The sequence below is a fragment of the Shimwellia blattae DSM 4481 = NBRC 105725 genome, assembly GCF_000262305.1.
Taxonomy (GTDB): Bacteria; Pseudomonadota; Gammaproteobacteria; order Enterobacterales; family Enterobacteriaceae; genus Shimwellia; species Shimwellia blattae.
Map to the genome: position 1 here is coordinate 1,393,212 of NC_017910.1, position 21,020 is coordinate 1,414,231.

At 56.9% G+C, this 21,020-nt stretch carries 16 protein-coding genes; 10 read left to right on the plus strand and 6 right to left on the minus strand.

Annotation, left to right across the window (positions count from 1 at the left end; genetic code table 11):
• Window positions 1-126 precede the first annotated feature (126 nt).
• Window positions 127-1,584, minus strand: a complete 1,458-nt coding sequence (locus EBL_RS06445) for a mannitol dehydrogenase family protein (protein ID WP_002439854.1) — start codon at window positions 1,582-1,584, stop codon at window positions 127-129.
• A gap of 263 nt (window positions 1,585-1,847) precedes the next feature.
• Window positions 1,848-2,420: an elongation factor P-like protein YeiP gene (gene yeiP / locus EBL_RS06450; RefSeq protein ID WP_002439855.1), complete on the minus strand. Its 573-nt coding sequence runs from the start codon at window positions 2,418-2,420 to the stop codon at window positions 1,848-1,850.
• A 311-nt stretch (window positions 2,421-2,731) separates the two neighbouring features.
• Here yeiP and EBL_RS06455 point away from each other — a divergent pair, with 311 nt between their 5' ends.
• The 3 genes from EBL_RS06455 to EBL_RS06465 all read left to right on the plus strand — a co-directional run bounded on the left by EBL_RS06455 (window position 2,732) and on the right by EBL_RS06465 (window position 7,873).
• A complete protein-coding gene (locus EBL_RS06455; RefSeq protein WP_014715937.1) occupies window positions 2,732-4,255 on the plus strand; it encodes a sulfatase-like hydrolase/transferase in 1,524 nt (507 codons plus the stop codon).
• A gap of 131 nt (window positions 4,256-4,386) precedes the next feature.
• A complete protein-coding gene (locus EBL_RS06460; RefSeq protein ID WP_002439857.1) occupies window positions 4,387-4,641 on the plus strand; it encodes a YkgJ family cysteine cluster protein in 255 nt (84 codons plus the stop codon).
• A gap of 208 nt (window positions 4,642-4,849) precedes the next feature.
• The gene (locus EBL_RS06465; protein WP_002439858.1) at window positions 4,850-7,873 is read left to right on the plus strand and encodes an autotransporter domain-containing protein; all 3,024 of its coding nucleotides are present in this window, start codon (window positions 4,850-4,852) and stop codon (window positions 7,871-7,873) included.
• 40 nt (window positions 7,874-7,913) lie between these two features.
• Here EBL_RS06465 and setB read toward each other — a convergent pair whose 3' ends face one another.
• Window positions 7,914-9,095 (minus strand): sugar efflux transporter SetB, encoded by a 1,182-nt coding sequence (gene setB, locus EBL_RS06470; protein ID WP_002439859.1) that lies wholly within the window; start codon window positions 9,093-9,095, stop codon window positions 7,914-7,916.
• Window positions 9,096-9,438: 343 nt separating this feature from the next.
• Between setB and fruB the strand changes: the two genes are divergently transcribed.
• The 3 genes from fruB to fruA are packed head-to-tail and all read left to right on the plus strand — an operon-like array spanning window position 9,439 to window position 13,206.
• A complete protein-coding gene (fruB, locus tag EBL_RS06475; RefSeq protein WP_034920037.1) occupies window positions 9,439-10,569 on the plus strand; it encodes a fused PTS fructose transporter subunit IIA/HPr protein in 1,131 nt (376 codons plus the stop codon).
• Window positions 10,570-11,508: a 1-phosphofructokinase gene (gene fruK, locus EBL_RS06480; protein ID WP_002439861.1), complete on the plus strand. Its 939-nt coding sequence runs from the start codon at window positions 10,570-10,572 to the stop codon at window positions 11,506-11,508.
• Between the two features lie 15 nt (window positions 11,509-11,523).
• On the plus strand, window positions 11,524-13,206 hold the full coding sequence (fruA, locus tag EBL_RS06485) for a PTS fructose transporter subunit IIBC (protein WP_002439862.1): 1,683 nt from the start codon (window positions 11,524-11,526) through the stop codon (window positions 13,204-13,206).
• 61 nt (window positions 13,207-13,267) lie between these two features.
• Here the strand turns inward: fruA and nfo are convergent, their stop codons facing one another.
• Both nfo and EBL_RS06495 read right to left on the minus strand, forming a co-directional pair.
• On the minus strand, window positions 13,268-14,125 hold the full coding sequence (gene nfo / locus EBL_RS06490; protein ID WP_002439863.1) for a deoxyribonuclease IV: 858 nt from the start codon (window positions 14,123-14,125) through the stop codon (window positions 13,268-13,270).
• 73 nt (window positions 14,126-14,198) lie between these two features.
• Complete coding sequence (locus tag EBL_RS06495) at window positions 14,199-15,251, minus strand: YeiH family putative sulfate export transporter (protein ID WP_002439864.1); 1,053 nt, start codon at window positions 15,249-15,251, stop codon at window positions 14,199-14,201.
• A gap of 125 nt (window positions 15,252-15,376) precedes the next feature.
• On the opposite strand from EBL_RS06495, the gene yieE reads away from it, so the two are divergent.
• A complete protein-coding gene (yieE, locus tag EBL_RS06500) occupies window positions 15,377-16,243 on the plus strand; it encodes a DNA-binding transcriptional regulator YeiE (protein ID WP_002439865.1) in 867 nt (288 codons plus the stop codon).
• Window positions 16,244-16,405: 162 nt separating this feature from the next.
• Complete coding sequence (locus EBL_RS06505) at window positions 16,406-17,878, plus strand: amino acid permease (RefSeq protein ID WP_014715938.1); 1,473 nt, start codon at window positions 16,406-16,408, stop codon at window positions 17,876-17,878.
• A 51-nt stretch (window positions 17,879-17,929) separates the two neighbouring features.
• Here the strand turns inward: EBL_RS06505 and fghA are convergent, their stop codons facing one another.
• Complete coding sequence (fghA, locus tag EBL_RS06510; protein ID WP_002439867.1) at window positions 17,930-18,760, minus strand: S-formylglutathione hydrolase; 831 nt, start codon at window positions 18,758-18,760, stop codon at window positions 17,930-17,932.
• Window positions 18,761-19,028: 268 nt separating this feature from the next.
• On the opposite strand from fghA, the gene folE reads away from it, so the two are divergent.
• The gene (gene folE, locus EBL_RS06515; protein WP_002439868.1) at window positions 19,029-19,697 is read left to right on the plus strand and encodes a GTP cyclohydrolase I FolE; all 669 of its coding nucleotides are present in this window, start codon (window positions 19,029-19,031) and stop codon (window positions 19,695-19,697) included.
• Window positions 19,698-19,723: 26 nt separating this feature from the next.
• Window positions 19,724-20,878 (plus strand): DUF418 domain-containing protein YeiB, encoded by a 1,155-nt coding sequence (yeiB, locus tag EBL_RS06520; RefSeq protein WP_002439869.1) that lies wholly within the window; start codon window positions 19,724-19,726, stop codon window positions 20,876-20,878.
• Window positions 20,879-21,020 lie beyond the last annotated feature (142 nt).

Genomic DNA, 21,020 nt, shown 5'->3' on the forward strand with positions numbered 1-21,020 from the left:
GGTCAGTGATGTAAAAAATGAATGGCCGGAATTCTTAACCAGTTAACGGGCAGAAGCAAAATAAAAACGTGACATTTTTTTAACCGGCGGCAGCATAACCCCCGGAACGGGGGTTATGTCAGTGGCTTACAGGGCGCTGACCGCCTGGCGTGCGCCACCGGTGCACAGTTGTTGCCAGGCACGCTCAATGGTGTTAACAAACTGAGGATTTTTGGGCAGTTGCTGGCCGAATATGGCGCTCAGCCCCAGTAACCCCTGCACCCGCTGTTGCTCTGTGGTGCTGGCGACAATAGCGCTGATTTGCCCGGCGAGCGGGTCACGGATATCAATGGCTGCGCCCTGGTCATCTGTGCCGCTGACATAGCGCATCCAGCCTGCGATCCCCAGGGCCAGGCAGGACCAGTCGCTTTTGTGCTCAAGGTGCCACTGGACACTTTCCAGCATCCGCTGGGGCAGTTTCTGGCTACCGTCCATGGCGATTTGCCAGGTCCGGTGTTGCAGGGCCGGGTTGGCAAAACGCGCCAGCAGGGTATCGGCATAACGCGTCAGATCCTCCCCCGGCATCACCAGGGTTGCGGCCTGCTCTTCCAGCATCAGGCGGCGTACCGCCCGGCGGTAATGGGGATCGGCCATACAATCGGCAATATGCCGGTAGCCCCCCAGGTAACCCAGATAGGCGAGGAAAGAGTGGCTGCCGTTGAGCATGCGCAGTTTCATGCGCTCCCAGGGCAGTACGTCATCAACCATCTGTACCCCGGCGGATTCCCACCGGGGGCGCCCGGCCACGAAGTTATCCTCAACCACCCACTGAATAAAGGGCTCGCAGCTGATGGCGCAGGGATCTTCCACACCGAGGCTGGCGGTGATTTCCGCCAGTGATTCAGGGGTTGCCGCCGGGACAATGCGATCCACCATGGTGGAAGGGAAGGTCACATGTTGCGCTATCCAGTCCGCCAGCTGCGGATCGCGCATTTTCGCCATCTCCAGCACGGCCTGGCGGACCACGTGGCCGTTTTCGGGAATATTATCGCAGGAGAGCACGGTAAACGGGGACAGGCCCCGCTCCCTGCGGCGGTGCAGCGCCTCTATCAGGATACCCGGTGCGGAGTGGGGCTCGTGGGGGGCGGCCAGATCGTGCTGAATGCGGCTATTACTGAGGTCAAGGTGGCCACTGGCGGGATCAATGCAGTATCCCTTTTCGGTGATAGTCAGGGAGACAATCGCCACCTGGGGCTCACAGAATTTTTCCAGTACGGTGTCCATCCCGTCGAGGGTGGCGCTACAGCATTCGTTAACGGCGCCGACAATAATGGCCTGATTCCCCTCCGGCCCCTTTTCCAGCACGGTATACCGGTGATCCTGGGCCCGCAGCGCGGTCATTAATCCGGCACCGCTAAACAGGCTGATTTCACAAATCCCCCAGTCCCCACCGTGCTGGTTGAGCACGCGATCGGTGAGCAGTGCCTGGTGGGCACGGTGAAAAGCGCCAAATCCGAAATGGACAATGCGGGATTTAAGCTGCTGACGGGGGTAAGCGGGCTGGCTGACGCCAGCGGCCAGTGCTGCGGTGGCTATGGTTTTCATTACAATATCCGGCTAACGTGAGAGTTACCCGTTTAGTGTAAAGTTATATGACAAGAATTTGTAATTGGTGATCCGTATTTCTCGGTTATATGTGAATACGATCAATATATAAGATGTAGGCAGTGCAATTTTGGCGGGTATTTGACCATCTGCGGGCGTTGTTCTGAATTATTGGTATAACAACTTAGGGGTAGGGCGTGGGCTCTCCGGCCAACCGGATGAAAAAAACGCCCCGGGTGGGGCGTTAGTGGCGTGGCGATGGATCAGTCTGCGCGACCCATAAAGCGACGCTCCGGAATATGGATGCGGATTTTTTCACCGCTGGTCAGATATTCCGGCACCTGAATTACCAGCCCGGTATTCAGGGTGGCGGGTTTCGTGCGTGAGCTGGCCGATGCGCCTTTGATCCCGGGCGCAGTTTCAACAATTTCCAGGTCAACAGTCTGGGGGAGTTCCAGGGCCAGCAGCTGGCCATCCCAGGTGAGAACCTGCATATCCGGCATACCGCCTTCCGGGATAAACTGCAGCTCGTCTTCAATCATCTCTTTGGTGAAGATATACGGGGTGTAATCTTCTTTATCCATAAACACATACTCGTTGCCGTCAATATAGGAGAAGTCAACGGCGCGCCGGGTCAGGGTAATGGTGTCGAGGATATCGTCCCCTTTAAAGCGCTCTTCGACTTTCTGCCCGGTGCGGACATCGGAAAAGCGCATCTTGTACAGGGTAGCGGCGCCGCGGGCGCTGGGGCTCTGAATATCGATATCTTTAACCAGCAGCAGTTTACCGTTGTAATTCACGGCCATGCCGCGTTTGATTTCGTTTGCTCTTGCCATCAGAAGATCCTGTCGAATGGGGATTACTAAAATATCGCGTCAAACTACCCGCGAGCCGCCCGCCAGGCAAGTGGATTTCGCGGGAAAAGGCCAACAATCTCGTCATTATTGATCTGCTTTGCCTCTGTTGCAGCAGTGTTGTCACCCAGCTGTGTACACTGCGTGGTTTGGGGCAATCAGCTCATACTACGGCCCGCGCGACACACACTCACTACAACCAGACACATTCTCCCGGGCCGTGGCTTTGCGTATTTTTCCTGCAGGTTAATTAGTTTTTATTTTACATTTCAGCAAGATATGGATTTTTATTGATGGAACAAATAAAAAAAATAAAGGATCAGCTGATAAGGCTGGGGGCTGGCCTTGGCTACCGGGGGATGGGCCGGCGCCAGAAACTTTCTTTTTTAGCGATGTTGTTTATCTCTGCTTTAATGCCCGCCGGTTTGGGGTATGCAGGGGTAATGAACAGTGTGCTGACCTTTCTGATACTGCTGACAGCCAAAGGCAATAAATTAACCCGGATACTTGCGGGCGTTGTATTTCTCGGGCTGTCTTTTTATATTCCGGTTGGGTTGCAATATGGGCGGATAAAATATCCATTAGTTGTCTCCGCCATGCAAACCAGCTACCTGGAAGCCAGCGAATTTTTGCGCGAAGTTGACGTCACATCACTGGTGCTGATGTTGCTGTGCATTGTTGCGATTATTGTCTATATCTCCTCGGCTCGCGCCTTTTCACTGACAAAGAAAATGAAAGTGGCCGCGTTGATTGTCTGTATCGGCCTGACAGTTAACTCTTACCCCAAAAGATCGATAGCAGGGCTCATCGCTTACTATGATAAAGGCAACAAAGAACTGGCCGACCTCGCCCGAAAAACCCAGGGTGTCGATACGCTGGAGATATCCGGTGTTGATGCGAAGTATAAAAATATTGTGGTGGTGATTGGGGAGAGCGTCTCCCGTGACTATCTCTCTTTGTATGGTTATCAGCATGATACCACGCCATGGTTAAAAAGTGCCCCGGGCTACTTTGCCACCCATTATGTCTCTGCGGCACCGAATACATTTATGTCCATCCCCCGGACACTAAGCATCAGCGATGGTCTGAATCAGCAGACCAAAAATAACGCTGTCGTGCTGGCCAATAAAGCAGGGTTTACCACCTGGTGGTTATCTAATCAGGGGTTTATTGGTGAATATGATACGCCGTCAACGGTGATCGCGATGAATGCTCAACATCAATATTTTTTAAAGCAGGGTGACTATTTTTCTGACAATAAAGATGACTTTTTATTGCTGGATAAACTGGAGACGCTGCTGAACGGTGAGCAGAAAAACAGTGTCTTTTTTATTCATATGACCGGCTCTCACCCGGATGCCTGCGAGCGGCTAAATGGCTTTCCGGTAAATTTTGATATTAAAGACATGCCAAAAATAAGCTGTTATCTTGCATCGATAAACAAACTTGATGCTTTTATCAAAAGAGCCGACGGGTTACTGAAGAGAACGAACCAGCCCTATGCGCTGGTCTATTTTTCCGATCACGGCATGACCGTTGACAGGTCTGCTCGGCCGGTACGCCATGGCGGTGAGTTTAAACAGAACTATTCAGTGCCGTTTTTTATTATGGCAAGCGATATAAAAGAACATATTACGGTTAATCAGCCGGTTAGCGCATATGATTTCCTGAGTATTTTTTCATGGCTGAGCGGGATCAAGAGTAAGAATATACCGGCGAAATCCATCACGGATGTGAACTCCGGGGATATTATGGTTTTTGACGGCAGCAGGATGGTCCGGTATGTATCGCTGCCGGACAATAGCCTTGTTGAGTAGCACACCCGGGAGCGATGCTCCCGTTTTTGCCTGAAGGGGCGGGCCATCTTCCGCCGCCGGGCATTAATCATTATCGCCACGGGCGTTCTTCTGATATGGTCTGGCTATCAACCTGCTCAGGAGCGATAGCCATGCAATGCCGCCCGGATTGTGGTGCCTGCTGTACCGCCCCCTCCATCTCCAGCCCGATCCCGGGAATGCCTCAGGGTAAGCCTGCTAACGTCAGATGTGTTCAGCTGGATGAACACGCACGCTGCCGTATTTTTGGCTCCCCGCTGCGCCCGGCAGTGTGTGCGAGCCTGAAACCGTCCCCGGATATGTGTTCTGTGAGCCGGGAAAATGCGATGCGCTACCTTATCCACCTGGAAGAGGCAACCCGCCCTTAAAGGTAAATGGGGCTCTGCATGTTGTCGCATCGCCATCATATAAACATGATGCTGCCTGCCAATCTTTATTAAACAACATGGCTAAATAGCCGCTTCAACGATTGTTGCCATAATAGTATGGCAATTAATTTTACTCCGGATGTTCTGTATGTCTTTCGCGCCATCTCACCGGTGGCGTCATTTTATTCTGCATTCTGGAGTTATTACTATGTACCGAAGAAATAAGCTATCTGGAATTATTAGTCAAATAATTAACAGGAAATATATTCTTGCCGCAGGCGTTTTTCCGCTCAGTTTACTGGCAATTAGCCATATAGCCAGCGCCAGTGCCCCGCCACAGGCCAGCTCCCCCGAAGCGTGGCGTACGCCAGAGTTTGCGATGCAGTGGGGGCTGGCGTCAATTGGGGCAGAATATGCCTATGCCCGGGGGTATACCGGGCGGGATATCACCATTGGCGTGCTGGATGAAACTATCATCGATCATGAGGAATTTAGCGGTAAACTCAGCAAAATTTCACCTGAAGACCCCTATAATTATGGGGTGAGCCCCGGAGGGTGGATAACCATCGGAACCCACGGTAATCACGTGGCCGGTATTGCTGCCGCACGCCGTGACGGTGTGGGAATGCACGGCGTGGCCTATGAGGCGAATATTCTTGCCGCTAAATATCTGGGTAATCCGATAGTCCGTTCTGAGCAAATGATTCAGAGCGCGGCGCGAATTATTAATAACAGCTGGGGGTACCCGATTAGAATCGTCAGAGATGAACAGGGGAACCCCATATGGTTACCAAACGGAACACCCTATTATTCCACGGTAACATTGCGGGATAATATTAATTATTATGCGCCTGTTATCGGAATGCTTAATGAATTAAGTCTGAGTCCCGTTTCTAAGGTGCGTACTAATTACAGTAGTGATATATCCATGCTACGTGCGGCACGGGAAAATAAACTTATCGTCTTTGCTGCCGGTAACGGTAATAATTATAACATCCCGGTAGGGGTGCCATCGCTGCCTTATTTTTCCCCGGATGTATTCGGGAACTTCCTGGTGGTGACCAATCTTACCCCCCGGGATGATCTGCATGTGTCATCCACTTCCTGTGGATTTACCGCCAGTTATTGCCTGTCGGCCCCGGGTACCAATATCTACAGTACGGGCGGGCGTCTGGTTTCCATTACTGGTGGGGGGATAACGGCCAACGCACTGCTGAATGGCGAGCTGGCATTCCGGGAAGGCTACGAGTACATGACGGGCACCTCTATGGCGGCTCCGTTAACCAGCGGTGCCGCCGCTGTGCTGATGCAGCGCTTCCCCTATATGACCAGCGCCCAGATTGCCGACGTGCTGAAAACCACCGCCACAGATCTGGGGGCCCCCGGGCTGGATGCGCGCTTCGGCTGGGGAAAACTTAACCTGCGGGCCGCCATTGACGGCCCCGGCATGTTCGTGACCCCGGAGGATATTCCTGAAGATCTCTATATTTCCGGCACCTATACCGACACCCAGTTTATTGTCAACCTGCCGGGCATCGGCGCCATTCTTGAGCCGGGAACCCCCCAGGAGCGGGTGTGTGCCAGCCATGAATGCGCCTGGGATCGCTGGGATAATAATATCAGCGGCCACGGTGGGCTGACCAAGACTGGCAGCGGCACCCTGGTGCTGAATGGCAATAACACCTACACCGGGCCAACGCTGGTGAATCAGGGCTGGCTGCTGGTTAATGGGGCGCTGACGTCCGGCGTTACGGTGGAGCAGCAGGGGATACTGGGCGGCAGCGGGCAGATTGGCGCATTGCGGGTGGGGGCCGGTGGCACCCTCGCGCCGGGTAACAGTACGGGCACGCTGACCGTGCTGCGGGATGTGCAGTTTGATCCCGGCTCCCTGTACCGGGTTGAGATTAACCGCGACGGCCAGAGCGACGCTATTCACACTGCCGGTGCTGTGACCCTGAACGGTGGCGATGTGTCGGTGTTGCTGGCAGGTCAGGAGAATTTACTTACCCAGGATGAAGTCCACAGCCTGGCCGGGCGAACCTATTCGATTCTGACGGCGGCAAATGGTATTCACGGCGCCTTCAGAACCGTTGCGCCGGACTATCTGTTTATTGGCACACAGCTGAATTATCAGCCAGAGCGCATTGGGCTGGCCGTGGGGCGCAATAGCACCGCGTTTACCAGCGTGGCGGAGACGAAAAACCAGCGTGAAGTCGCCCGGGCCGCCGATCAGTTAGCGGCCGGGCATCCGGTTTACGAGAGTATCCTGGCCAGCACCACAGCGGCGGAGGCCCGCCAGGCGTTCAGTCAGCTTACAGGGCAAATTTATGCGGATGTGGCCGGTGCCTTACTGAGCAACAGCCGCTACCTGCGCGATACGCTGAACAGCCGTTTACGGCAGGCCACTTCCAGCCACGCCCTGTGGGTCGAAACCCTGGGCGGATGGGATAAAGCCACCGGAACGACCAACGCGACCGGATACCGGGCCTCTACCTACGGGGTGCTGATTGGTGCTGATAAGCCAGTCAGTGACAAGGTTACCCTGGGGGTAGCCGGTGGGGTGACCCGCAGCGCGCTGAACGGCGCAAACCGGGCCCATGGGGACAGCAACAACTACCACCTGGCGGCGTATGGCGCGCTGCAGAGTGGGGCGCTCGCACTGCGCGGGGGGCTGGCCCATACCTGGCACCGTATTGATGCCGAACGCCGGGTGAAATATGGCGCTCAGGCCGATAAATTCACCGCCAGCTACCAGGCCACAACCCGCCAGCTGTTTTCTGAACTGGGGTATACCCTCTCCGGGGCCAGCGTCAGCGCGGAGCCGTTTGGCCGCTTCAGCTACACCAGCCTGACCAGTCACGGTTTCTCTGAGCGGGGTGGCGCTGCCGCCCTACAGGGCAAAAAGAAAACCAACGATGCGGTTTTGTCCACGCTGGGGCTGAGGGGCAGTGTCGGCTGGCAGGTCGGGCAGGCAACGGTGAGCTTACGGGCTGAAGCGGGCTGGCAGCACCAGTACAACAGCCCTGAGCGCAGCAGCCGTCTGGCCTTCACCCCCGGCGGCGCGGCGTTTACTGCCGCCACGGTGAAGGGCGCTAAAGATAGCGCGGTCGCTTCACTGAGCGGTGAGCTGACACTGAACCCGCAGACCACGTTGTCCATCGGCTATAGCGGGTTGTCCGGCGCAAAACAGCAGGATAACAGCGTGCATGCCGGGATCCGGATCCGGTTTTAAGATTTAGCCCGCAGCGGTGCTTTACCGCTGCGGGTTACTGTCAGATATCCTGAATGCGCATCAGGCAGTAAACGGTCACGGCTATCATGGCGAGGGCGATATAAAACGCCGCGTAATAGCCCCAGATCTCGGCGGAGATCCCCGCCAGGGAGCCGGCGATAATCCAGCCCACCCGGGTGGTATTGGCGTACAGGGTGGTGGCGGAGCCCGCCTGCCCGGGCATCAGATCCTGAAAATAGAGCATGCCGATCCCCGCCAGAATACCGATAAAAATCGCGTTCAGCAGTTGCAGCCCGAGCAGGCAGATTTCATTTTGCAGTGTCAGCATGCCGAGATAGAACAGCAGCCCGGCCACCACGGCCACCCGCAGCAGAAAGCGCTTACCGAAGCGCCTGGCGTAGTAACCGGCGATAAGCATTGTCGGGATCTCCAGCCCGGCGGCGGTCCCCATCATGATCCCGGCCAGCTTCTCCGGCAGTTTCAGTTCGTTAATGATATACAGCGGCATATTGATGATATACAGGCTGTTACAGCCCCACATCATGGTGCAGGCCACAAAAAGCAGCAGCGCATCCCGGCGGTGGCGGGCGGGGGCCTGGGGCCGGGTGGCGGTGGTTTGTGGGGTTTTGGGCATGGAGGGCAGCAGCCACCAGACAATACCGGCACACACCACAAATGCCAGCCCGGCGCTGAGGTACATCACATCAAAACCAAACCCCATCGCCAGGGCGTAGGAGATAGGCGGCCCGATAACCCACGCCAGTGACACCTGGGCACGCAAAATGGCGCTGAACATTGCCACTTCGCGGCCGGTGTTGTCGGCATGTTCCCGGGCCAGGGCAAACAGCTGCGGGTTAGCGGTAGAACCAAAGCTACTCAGAAACACGCCGATAAACAGCAAAATAAAGTAATTGCGGTTCCAGGCGAAAAGCAGGCAGGCAAGCACGCCCAGCAGGCAGCAGCCCAGGATCAGGGTCTTGCGATCGCCCCGGCGATCGGAGTGTCCGGCCAGAAACTGGCTGACCAGAATGCCAATCACTGCACTGCCGGTAAAAAAGAACCCCACCATGGCCGGGCGGGCATGTACCTCTTCGGTGAGAAACAGGCTCAGGGTCGGGGTCTGGAGCGCGGAGGCAATGCCGGTTAAAAAAGCGACTATTAAGAATGAGGCCGCCGTCAGGTTGCGTTCCCTGGCTGGCGGCGCGATGGATTCACTGTGCATGGGTATCTTATCTGGGAGCCGGAAGCCACGAATTGTACCGATACGCAAGCTAAAAACCAGCGATGGGCAGCAAATACCTGGTAAAAATAAAACGTTATTTTAAAAATAAATTTTTGCTGACGCGGAGCTGAAATCGCCTGAACCTGGCAGCGGGTGTTCAGCAAAATTGTGCAGTAACTCTAAATTTTACCTTCCGGCGGGCGGCAGTACTTGCGGGCGGTGACTAATCGGCACACACTCTCTGAAACGTTTCAGCGTTATTCTGAGGATATCCGCTCCCTGGGATGACGCCTTTTTATCAAAGACGACTGAAACGATTCAACAAAGGCAGGAGAAAACAATGATGTTCCAGTTATCTGTGCAGGATATTCACCTCGCCGCCCGGGCCGCAACCAAAGACGCGGCGATCCGCCAGGTGGCTGATGCCCTGGCCCGCGCCGGTAATGTGGCCCCGGAATATGTCGATGGCATGCTGGCGCGTGAACAGCAAACCACCACCTACCTCGGCAATGGTATTGCCATTCCCCACGGCACCACCGATACCCGCAGCCATGTGCTGAAAACCGGTGTGCAGGTGTTCCAGTTCCCGGAAGGGATCGACTGGGGGGAAGGGCAGACGGCCTACATTGTCATCGGGATTGCCGCGAGCTCCGATGAGCACCTCGGATTATTACGCCAGCTGACCCATGTCCTGAGTGACGATGCGGTGGCTGAACAGTTAAAAACCGCCACCTCGACTGAAGCGCTGCGCAGCCTGCTGATGGGGGAGCAGCAACACCAGGAACTGCTGTTTGACCACCGCCTGCTGGCGCTGGATGTGGCGGCAACGGATATGGTCACGCTGCAGGCGCTGAACGCCGGGCGGCTGAGAGCCGCCGGGGCTGTTGATGACAGCTTTGTGGCCCGGGCGGTGAGCCATGCCCCCCTGAGCCTGGGCCAGGGGATCTGGCTGAGCGACAGCACTGAGGGCAACCTCGCCAGCGGAATAGCCATCAGCCGCCCGGCGGTGCCTTTTCTGGCCGGGGAGCAGCCGGTCGCGCTGCTGATGACCGTGGCGGTGACCGATGATCAACCGCTCCAGGTGCTGAACCGGCTCGGGGATCTGATAACCACACAGCAGGCTGAAAAGCTGCTGAAGGCCGATGCCTCCACCCTGGTCAGCCTGCTGACCCGCGGTGACGCGCCTGCGCAGAATAGCCAACAAGTGGCGGAGTTTGTTATCCGCAATGAACACGGGCTCCACGCCCGCCCGGGTACCATGCTGGTAAATACCATTAAGCAATTTACCAGCGAGATCACCGTGGCAAACCTGGACGGAACAGGTAAACCGGCCAATGGCCGCAGCCTGATGAAAGTTGTCGCTCTGGGGGTGAAAAAAGGCCATCGCCTGCGTTTCACCGCCCAGGGGGATGATGCAGTAGAGGCGCTGAACGCGATTGGTGACGCGATCAATGCCGGGTTAGGAGAAGCATAAATGAGCAGACGTGTTGCCACTATTACACTGAATCCGGCCTATGACCTGGTCGGCTATTGTGACCAGATCGAGCGCGGGGAAGTTAACCGGGTAAAAACCACCGGCCTGCATGCGGCGGGCAAAGGGATTAATGTCGCGAAGGTCTTAAAAGATCTTGGCATCGATGTGACGGTGGGCGGCTTCCTGGGAAAAGACAACCAGGATGGCTTTCAGCAGCTGTTCAGCGAGCTGGGGATAGCAAACCGTTTTCAGGTGGTGCAGGGGCGTACCCGTATCAACGTGAAGCTCACTGAGCAGGACGGCGAAGTCACCGATTTAAACTTTTCCGGCTTCGAAGTCACCCCGGCAGACTGGGAGCGCTTTGTGAATGATTCCCTTTCCTGGCTTGGGCAGTTCGATATGGTCTGTGTCAGCGGCAGCCTGCCTGCCGGGGTCAGCCCCCAGGCGTTTACTGACTGGATGACCCGCCTGCGCAGCCAGTGCCCGTGCATCATTTTCGACAGCAGCCGGGAAGCGCTTGAAGCCGGGCTGAAAGCCTCTCCGTGGCTGGTTAAACCAAACCGCCGCGAGCTGGAGATCTGGGCCGGGCGCAAACTGCCGACCCTTGATGATGTGATTGATGCGGCACACGGCCTGCGCGAGCAGGGCATTGCCCATGTGGTTATCTCGCTGGGGGCGGAAGGTGCCCTGTGGGTGAATGCCTCCGGTGAGTGGATTGCCAAACCGCCTGCCTGCCAGGTGATCAGCACGGTGGGTGCCGGGGATTCGATGGTCGGCGGGCTGATTTACGGCCTGCTGATGCGCGAATCCAGCGAGCACACCCTGCGCCTGGCAACGGCGGTTGCCGCTCTGGCGGTAAGCCAGAGTAATGTCGGCATAACCGATCGCACACAACTGGCGGCCATGATGGCCCGTGTCGAACTGAAACCGTTTCATTAACAGCGGGGACGATACATGAAAACGCTGCTTCTTATCGATCAACACCAGGGCCAGGCCCGCGCCTGGCTGGCAAAAAATGTGCTGACGGCGGCTGCGGCCCGGGCACAACTGACACTTACCGAAAGCGCCGACGACGCTGAGCTGGTTATTGTGGCGGGTGACCGGGTGCCGGCCACCCCGGGGTTGCAGGGCAAGCCACTGTACCGGGGGGATATTGATCAGGCGGTGCAGGATCCTGCCGGGTTTATTGACACCGCCCGGGCCCGGGCTGAACCCTGGGCCGGGGAGGTGATGGCTGCACAAGACGGGGCCGCGCAGAAACGTATCGTGGCGGTAACCGCCTGCCCGACCGGGGTCGCACACACCTTTATGGCGGCAGAGGCCATTGAAACCGAAGCGAAAAAGCGCGGCTGGTGGGTAAAAGTGGAAACCCGCGGCTCGGTCGGGGCCGGTAACCCGATCACCGCAGAGGAGATAGCCCGGGCCGATCTGGTGCTGGTGGCGGCAGATATTGAAGTGGATCTGGCGAAGTTTGCCGGGAAACCTATGTACCGGACCTCCACCGGCCTTGCCCTGAAGAAAACGGCTCAGGAATTTGATAACGCGCTGGACCAGGCGCAGCCCTACACACCGGCCACCCGGGCGGCTGCGGCCGGGGCGAAGCAAGAGAGCGGCGGCGGGGCGTATCGCCACCTGTTAACCGGCGTGTCGTACATGCTGCCGATGGTGGTGGCCGGGGGGCTGTGTATCGCCCTGTCTTTTGTGTTCGGGATTAAAGCCTTTGAACAGCCGGGCACGCTGGCCGCCGCGCTGATGCAGATCGGCGGCGGCTCCGCCTTTGCCCTGATGGTGCCGGTGCTGGCCGGGTATATTGCCTTCTCAATTGCGGACCGTCCGGGTCTCACCCCGGGTCTGATTGGCGGGATGCTGGCAGTCAGCGGCGGCTCAGGGTTTATTGGCGGCATCATCGCCGGTTTCCTGGCCGGTTACGTGGCGAAGTTTATCAGCGGCAAGCTGAAGCTCCCGGCCAGTATGGAAGCGCTGAAACCGATTCTGATCATCCCGCTGGTCTCCAGCCTGATTGTCGGGCTGGGCATGATCTATGTAATTGGTACGCCGGTGGCAAAAATCCTGGCCGGTCTGACCCACTGGCTGCAAACCATGGGGACTGCGAACGCGGTGCTGTTGGGGGCTATTCTCGGCGGTATGATGTGTACCGATATGGGCGGCCCGGTCAACAAAGCGGCCTATGCCTTCGGGGTAGGGCTGCTGAGCACCCAGACTTACGCCCCCATGGCGGCAATCATGGCCGGGGGCATGGTGCCACCGCTGGCGCTGGGCCTGGCGACGCTGATTGCGCCGCGTAAGTTTGACAAAACCCAGCGCGAAGGGGGGAAAGCCGCACTGGTACTGGGATTGTGCTTCATTACCGAAGGGGCCATTCCGTTTGCCGCGCGTGACCCGATGCGGGTACTGCCGTGCTGCATCATTGGCGGTGCGGTGACCGGGGCTATCTCTATGGCGGTGAGCGCGAAGCTGATGGCGCCGCACGGTGGCCTGTTTGTGCTGCTGATCCCGGGGGCTATCACACCGGTGCTGGGATACCTGCTGGCGATTGTGGCGGGCACCCTGATTGCGGGCGTGAGCTATGCGCTGTTAAAACGCCCGGAAAGTGATCTGGTGGCAAAGGCCGCCTGATACAGAGGGCGTTTTCCTGATTATCTGCGGGGGGCTTTGCCCCCCGTTGTTATTGGTGGGCTCAGGCGGTGGCGTTGGCGGTCTGCTGCGCTTTCAGCCAGGCAATCTCTTCGGCCCAGATATCCGGGTTGGTGGTTTCCAGAATCAGCGGAATATTGTCAAAGCGCGCATCGCGCATGATCCAGCTGAACGCCGTATGGCCGATATTCCCCATCCCGAGGCTGTTATGGCGGTCTACCCGGCTGCCGAATGCGCTTTTGGCATCATTCAGGTGCATGCCGCGCAGGTAACGGAACCCCACAACCCGATCAAAGTCAGCAAAGGTGCTGGTGCAGTCCGCTTCGGTACGCAGATCGTAGCCCGCCGCGAAGGCGTGGCAGGTATCAATACATACCCCCACCCGGGATTTATCCTCCACGCCGTCAATAATGGCGGCCAGATGCTCAAAGCGGAACCCCAGATTGCTGCCCTGACCGGCGGTATTTTCAATTACTGCGGTCACCCCCCGGGTGGCGCTCAGGGCGATATTAATGGACTCGGCAATGCGCGCCAGGCAGGCGTCTTCATCAATTTGCAGCAGGTGGCTGCCCGGGTGGAAGTTCAGCAGTGTCAGCCCCAGCTGTTCGCAGCGCTGCAGCTCATCAATAAACGCAGCGCGGGATTTTTCCAGCGCCTCTTCCACCGGGTGGCCGAGGTTAATCAGATAACTGTCGTGGGGAAGGATCTGGCCTGGCTGGTAGCCATACTGCTCACAGGCGCGGCGAAAGGCGTCGATGGTGTCACTGGTGAGGGGGGCTGCGCGCCACTGGCGCTGGTTTTTGGTAAACAGGGCAAACGCGGTGGCGTCCAGTTGGTGGGCGCGCAGGGCGGCATTTTCCAGCCCGCCTGCTGCGCTAACATGTGCGCCGACATATTTCATGACTCTCTCCTGTCAAATCCGCTCCGGGAAAGCCCCATGATAGCGGATTTGGCAGGATTTTTCCGAAGGGTTATTAACCCAGCAGAGACTGAATCACCAGGTTGATAGCGCCACCACCAACAATCAGCCAGATGAACAACACCAGGGCCATCAGCAGCGGGCGTACCCCGGCTTTTTTCAGGGCGCTGACATGGGTAGTGACCCCAAGGGCGGCCATTGCCATTGCCAGGCACAGGGTATCGAAGGTGACCAGCGCGTTAACCAGTGATTCCGGTAACAGGTGGAAAGAGTTAAACACCGCCACCAGGATAAACAGGATAGCAAACCACGGAATGGTGATTTTGCTTTTCTTACCGCTTCCCTGAGGGGTCAGTTGTTTAACACGGGCCGCCATAAACAGCAGGAACGGTGCCAGCATCATGACACGCAGCATTTTGGAGATAACCGCTGCGGTTTCCGTTTCCGGGCTGATGGCATGACCTGCCGCAACAACCTGGGCCACTTCGTGCATGGTGGAGCCGGTATAGATCCCGAAGGTTTCCGGGGTAAACCACTGGCTGACCAGCGGGTACATTAACGGGTACACAAAGATAGCGATAGTACCGAAGATAACCACCGTAGCGACGGCAACCGTCACTTTGCTGGCCTGCGCTTTCACTACCGGCTCAGCGGCCAGGATCGCGGCGGCACCGCAGATGCTGCTACCGGCCCCGATAAGCCAGGTGGTTTCCCGATCCAGCCCGAACACTTTGTGCCCCAGCCAGCAGGCCAGTGCGAAGGTGCTGCACAGGGTTAAGGCGTCAATTAACAGGCCGGAGATACCCACATCGGCAATTTGTGCAAATGTGAGGCGAAAACCGTATAAGATGATCCCCAGCCGCAGAAGATACTGCTTGGAGAAGATAACCCCGTCGCCGCACGTTTGCCCTAATTTGGGGTAGATAGTGTTACCGACAACCATACCGAACAGGATGGCCACGGTAAGGGCGCTGAAGCCTGCGCCTGCGATAGCAGGAACAGAGCCCACCTCAATGGCGATGCCGGTGATGATTGCGGTCAGGACCAACCCGGGGATGTAACGCCAGAGCGGGTGGTGTGAGTGTTGCTTTAATGAAGCGGCGGTCATAAACCCTCCTAATTCCAGATAGCAATAAGGATATGACCAGATGACATAAAAATAAAATTAATTATATATTTATAATTAATCAGTATAACTGGTAAGTAAAGCACACGGGAAAAGTGAATAACCAAATGCATATCACATTGCGTCAACTGGAAGTCTTTACAGAAGTGCTCAAAGGGGGATCGACCACTCAGGCGTCCCAGGCCTTGTCGTTGTCCCAGTCCGCCGTGAGTGCGGCCCTGTCTGATCTTGAAGGCCAGTTGGGGGTGCAGCTATTTGACCGGGTCGGTAAGCGGCTGGTGGTCAATGAACATGGCCGGTTGCTGTATCCGCGGGCGGTGGCATTACTGGAGCAGGGCAACGAGATAGAGAAAATGTTCCGGGAGGATAACGGCGCCATCCGGGTCTATGCTAGTAGCACTATCGGCAACTATATATTGCCTGCGGTCATTGCCCGCTACCGGAGTGATTTCCCCGGCCTGCCCATTGAGTTAAGCGTGGGAAACAGCATGGACGTGATTAATGCGGTGGCGGATTTCCGGGTTGATATCGGGCTGATTGAAGGGCCGTGCCATATGGCAGAGGTGGTGACAGTCCCCTGGCTGGAGGATGAACTGGTGGTGTTTGCCGCGCCGGACTCCCCGGTATTACAGCAGGAGGTTACCCTGGAGACCCTGGCGGCGGCACCGTGGATTTTGCGTGAGCGCGGCTCCGGCACCCGGGAGATAGTGGACTACCTGCTGCTCTCTCACTTGCCGGAGTTTCGTCTGGAGATGGAGCTTGGCAACTCAGAGGCTATCAAACACGCTGTGCGCCACGGCCTTGGGATCAGCTGTCTCTCCCGCCGGGTGATAGCCGATCAGCTGGCGTACGGGGTGCTGGTGGAAGTGCCGCTGCCGTTGCCACGCCTGGTACGTTCTCTTTACTATATTCATCACCGCCAGAAGCATCTTTCCCGGGCATTAATGCGGTTTCTGCAGTACTGTGAAAAGTAGGGGAGAGCGGGTGATTTTTATGAATGACTTCACAGTTTTACCTTTATGCTTATAATGCTGAGCCAATCATGAAGCTCTCTTATAAGTGCGTATTTATTTCAGGTGCAGCGGTAGCTTTCTGCTAGAATTGCGCCTCATTTTTAGGACAGGCATTATTTTTTTATGGTTTCCGAAACGAATACAACAGAAGCGACTGGGCTCCGACGTGAGCTAAAAGCGCGTCATCTGTCTATGATCGCCATTGGCGGCTCCATCGGCACCGGGCTGTTTGTCGCATCCGGCGCAACGATCTCTCAGGCTGGGCCAGGTGGCGCGCTGCTTTCCTATATCATCATCGGGTTGATGGTATATTTTTTGATGACCAGCCTGGGTGAACTGGCGGCGTTTATGCCGGTATCCGGTTCATTTGCGACCTACGGACAGAAATACGTAGAAGAAGGCTTTGGTTTCGCCCTTGGCTGGAACTACTGGTACAACTGGGCGGTGACTATCGCCGTTGACCTGGTTGCCTCGCAACTGGTGATGAACTACTGGTTCCCTCACACACCGGGCTGGATCTGGAGCGCGCTGTTCCTCGGCATTATGTTCCTGCTCAATTATATTTCGGTGCGCGGTTTTGGTGAGGCGGAATACTGGTTTTCTCTGATTAAAGTCACCACGGTGATCATTTTTATCGTCGTGGGTGTGGCGATGATCCTCGGTATTTTCAAAGGGGAGCAGCCCGCAGGCTGGTCCAACTGGGGCATTGACGATGCGCCGTTTGCCGGTGGATTCGCAGCCATGATTGGGGTGGCAATGATAGTGGGCTTCTCGTTCCAGGGTACTGAGCTTATCGGTATCGCGGCCGGGGAATCTGCTGAGCCGGAAAAAAACATCCCCAAGGCCGTGCGTCAGGTGTTCTGGCGTATCCTGCTGTTCTATGTGCTGGCTATTCTGGTTATCAGCCTGATTATCCCGTATACGGATCCGAGCCTGCTGCGTAACGATGTTAAAGACATCAGTGTCAGCCCGTTCACCCTGGTGTTTGAACACGCCGGTTTGCTGTCGGCGGCGGCGGTGATGAATGCGGTTATTCTGACGGCGGTCCTGTCGGCGGGTAACTCCGGGATGTATGCCTCTACCCGTATGCTCTACACCCTGGCCTGTGACGGCAAGGCGCCGCGTATCTTTTCTAAATTGTCCCGTGGCGGGGTGCCGCGTAACGCGCTGTATGCCACCACCGCGATTGCGGCCCTGTGCTTCCTGACGTCAATGTTCGGTAACCAGACCGTCTACCTGTGGCTGCTGAATACCTCCGGTATGACGGGCTTTATTGCCTGGCTGGGGATTGCGATTAGCCATTACCGCTTCCGCCGTGGTTATGTGCTGGCCGGGCATGATATCAATGCGCTGCCGTACCGTTCTGGCTTCTTCCCGCTGGGGCCGGTGTTCGCGTTTATTCTGTGCCTGGGGATAACCCTTGGTCAGAACTATGAAGCCTTCCTGGGCGATCGCATTGACTGGGCAGCCGTGGCGGCAACCTATATTGGTATCCCGCTGTTCCTGGTTATCTGGTTTGGCTACAAGCTGGTGAAAGGCACCCGTTTTGTCCGCTATAGCGAAATGACATTCCCGGAACGGTTTGTGAAAAAATAACCGTTCAGGTTAACCCGAAAGGCGCGATTTTCGCGCCTTTTGTTTTTGTGCTCAGGCAAACAGATAGCGGGCGTGAAAGCGCAGGTGATCTTCAATAAAACTGGCGATAAAGAAATAGCTGTGATCATACCCCGGCTGGATGCGCAGTTGCAGTGGCCAGCTCCGCTGACGGGCAACCTCAGCCAGCTGCGCGGGCTGTAGCTGGGTGGCGAGAAAGTTATCCGCATCTCCCTGGTCTATCATCATTGCCACCGGCTCCCCCTGATACTGCTGCATCAGCGCGCAGCTGTCCCACGCCTGCCAGCTCTGCTCATCTTCCCCCAGATAGGCGCGAAATGCCTGCTGCCCCCAGGGCACCCGGGAGGGATTAACGACCGGCGCAAAGGCGGAAACAGAACAAAAACGCCCCGGGTTTTTCAGGGCCATAATCAGCGCACCGTGTCCCCCCATGGAGTGCCCGCTGATAGCACAGCGCTCAGCACAGCTGAAGTGGGTGCTTATCAGGGCGGGAAGCTCGGTGTGCAGGTAATCGTACATCCGGTAGTGGGCCGCCCAGGGGGCGCGGGTCGCATTCAGATAAAACCCGGCCCCCTGGCCGAGTGAGTAGGCCGGATCGTCGGCCACCTGCTCCCCGCGCGGGCTGGTGTCTGGCATCACCAGCATAATGCCAAGCTCCGCCGCTACCCGCTGGGCACCGGCCTTGGTGGTGAAGTTTTCATCATTACAGGTCAGCCCGGATAACCAGTACAGCACCGGCGGGGGCGTGGTGCCTGCCGGTGGGATAAACACACTCAGGGTCATCGGGCAGTTGAGGGTGGGGGAAAGGTGACGCCAGCGTTGCTGCACGCCGCCAAAGCAGTGATGCGATTCCAGCAGTTCCATCAGGAGTTCCTCCAGGGTTGGGTCAGGACGGTCGGTTGCCGTACTGTATATTTTTCAACGACGGGTGAGGAAGTTTCACTTCACCCGGGCAGGATGATGTTGCATCATACCTTAACACTCTGATCCCGGGGGATGATTCCATAAAAGGTTCAGACGATGACAATAATAATCTGGCAGAGCACTGGATTCCTGAACATTACTGCCGCACAATGAGCCGAAACTTTACCCCATGCAGGGTAAAGGCGAGCCACACCTGCAGGAGAAAATAATGCCATCACTCAGTAAAGAAGCCGCCCTGGTCCATGAGGCCCTGGTTGCCCGCGGTCTGGAAACGCCGCTGCGGCCACCGGTGAATGAACTGGATAACGAAACCCGCAAGCGCCTGATCTCCGGGCATATGACTGAAATTATGCAGTTGCTCAACCTGGATTTGAGTGATGACAGTCTGATGGAGACCCCGCACCGCATTGCCAAAATGTACGTGGATGAAATTTTCTCCGGGCTGGACTACGCCAATTTCCCGAAAATCACCCTCATCGAAAACAAAATGAAGGTGGATGAAATGGTCACGGTACGCGATATCACGCTGACCAGCACCTGCGAACACCACTTTGTGACTATCGATGGTAAGGCTACTGTCGCCTATATTCCGAAAGATGCGGTTATCGGGCTGTCTAAAATTAACCGTATTGTGCAGTTTTTCGCCCAGCGCCCCCAGGTGCAGGAGCGCTTAACCCAGCAGGTGCTGGTTGCGCTGCAAACCCTGCTGGGGACCAGTAACGTGGCGGTTTCTATTGATGCGGTCCATTATTGTGTTAAGGCGCGCGGCATTCGTGACGCGACCAGCGCAACGACCACCACCTCACTGGGCGGGCTGTTTAAATCCAGCCAGAATACCCGTCAGGAGTTTCTGCGCGCCGTTCGTCACCACAACTGATCCCGCAGTCTACAAGGCAGGCTCTTATGGAACGAAACGTCACGCTCGATTTTGTCCGCGGCGTCGCCATCCTCGGCATCCTGCTGCTTAATGTAACTGCTTTTGGGCTCCCCAAGGCCGGTTACCTCAATCCCGCCTGGGCTGGTCATATCAGCCAGGCGGATGCCTGGACCTGGGCACTGCTTGACCTGTTCGCCCAGGTGAAATTCCTCTCGCTGTTTGCGCTCCTGTTCGGGGCCGGGCTGTATATGCTGCTGCGCCGGGGCAAACGCTGGATCCAGGCGCGCTTAACGCTGCTGGTCCTGCTTGGCTTTCTGCACAGTATTCTGCTGTGGGACGGGGATATCCTGCTGGCCTATGGCCTGGTGGGGGTCATCTGCTGGCGGCTGATCCGCGACGCCCACAGTAACCGGCAGTTATTTAACACCGGCGTGGTGCTGTACCTTATGGGGCTTGGGGTACTGGTGCTGCTGGGGGCTATCTCCTCCAGCCATGCCAGCCGCCTCTGGGTGCCGGATGCGGCAACCGTTCAGTATGAAACCTGGTGGAAGCTGAGCGGTGGCGCCGTGGCGATGAAAAACCGCCTTAATCTGCTGGCGGATAATTTACTCGCGCTCGGTGCGCAGTACGGCTGGCAACTGGCCGGGATGATGCTGCTTGGTGCCGCGCTGATGCGCAGCGGCTGGCTGAGCGGGCGCTTCAGTCTGCACCATTACCGGCGTACCGGCCTGTGGCTTATCGTGCTGGGTATGGCTATTAATATTCCGGCGATCATTGCCCAGTGGCAGCTGGGGTGGGCGTACCGCTGGTGTGCGTTCTGGCTGCAAATCCCAAGGGAGCTGAGTGCGCCGTTCCAGGCCATTGGTTATGCCGCGCTGGCCTGGGGATTCTGGCCGCAGCTGGCCCCGCTACGGCTGGTGGCGGCCATTACCTGCGTCGGGCGCATGGCCCTCACCAACTACCTGCTGCAAACCCTGATTTGTATCACGCTGTTTTACCATATGGGCCTGTATATGGCGCTCAGCCGCACCCAGTTGCTGGTGCTGGTGCCGGGCATCTGGCTGGTTAACCTTGCGGTGTCGGTTATCTGGCTGCATTACTTCCGCCAGGGGCCCGTCGAGTGGCTGTGGCGGTATCTCACGGCCCGGGCCGTCGGGGCGCGTAAGGCCCTCTCCCGCTAGACTAACAGTGGCCCTCTGACATGGTCACGATGTGCGATTTTCACCTCCGGTAAGATTTTTGACCCGATTTGTCCGCCCCGGGGGCCGGGTTTGCGGTATGGTCATCCCCATGATTTTTTTGCCATGCCCTGGCCCGCCAACC

Coding starts and splice junctions, on each gene's coding strand:
- yeiP (WP_002439855.1), bottom strand. CDS start 2,420: ATGGCAAGAGCAAACGAAATCAAACGCGGCATGGCCGTGAATTACAAC.
- yeiB (WP_002439869.1), top strand. CDS start 19,724: ATGGAACGAAACGTCACGCTCGATTTTGTCCGCGGCGTCGCCATCCTC.
- setB (WP_002439859.1), bottom strand. CDS start 9,095: ATGCACAGTGAATCCATCGCGCCGCCAGCCAGGGAACGCAACCTGACG.
- fruA (WP_002439862.1), top strand. CDS start 11,524: ATGAAAACGCTGCTTCTTATCGATCAACACCAGGGCCAGGCCCGCGCC.
- fghA (WP_002439867.1), bottom strand. CDS start 18,760: ATGGAACTGCTGGAATCGCATCACTGCTTTGGCGGCGTGCAGCAACGC.
- EBL_RS06460 (WP_002439857.1), top strand. CDS start 4,387: ATGCAATGCCGCCCGGATTGTGGTGCCTGCTGTACCGCCCCCTCCATC.
- fruK (WP_002439861.1), top strand. CDS start 10,570: ATGAGCAGACGTGTTGCCACTATTACACTGAATCCGGCCTATGACCTG.
- EBL_RS06505 (WP_014715938.1), top strand. CDS start 16,406: ATGGTTTCCGAAACGAATACAACAGAAGCGACTGGGCTCCGACGTGAG.
- fruB (WP_034920037.1), top strand. CDS start 9,439: ATGTTCCAGTTATCTGTGCAGGATATTCACCTCGCCGCCCGGGCCGCA.
- EBL_RS06465 (WP_002439858.1), top strand. CDS start 4,850: ATGTACCGAAGAAATAAGCTATCTGGAATTATTAGTCAAATAATTAAC.
- yieE (WP_002439865.1), top strand. CDS start 15,377: ATGCATATCACATTGCGTCAACTGGAAGTCTTTACAGAAGTGCTCAAA.
- EBL_RS06495 (WP_002439864.1), bottom strand. CDS start 15,251: ATGACCGCCGCTTCATTAAAGCAACACTCACACCACCCGCTCTGGCGT.
- nfo (WP_002439863.1), bottom strand. CDS start 14,125: ATGAAATATGTCGGCGCACATGTTAGCGCAGCAGGCGGGCTGGAAAAT.
- folE (WP_002439868.1), top strand. CDS start 19,029: ATGCCATCACTCAGTAAAGAAGCCGCCCTGGTCCATGAGGCCCTGGTT.
- EBL_RS06455 (WP_014715937.1), top strand. CDS start 2,732: ATGGAACAAATAAAAAAAATAAAGGATCAGCTGATAAGGCTGGGGGCT.
- EBL_RS06445 (WP_002439854.1), bottom strand. CDS start 1,584: ATGAAAACCATAGCCACCGCAGCACTGGCCGCTGGCGTCAGCCAGCCC.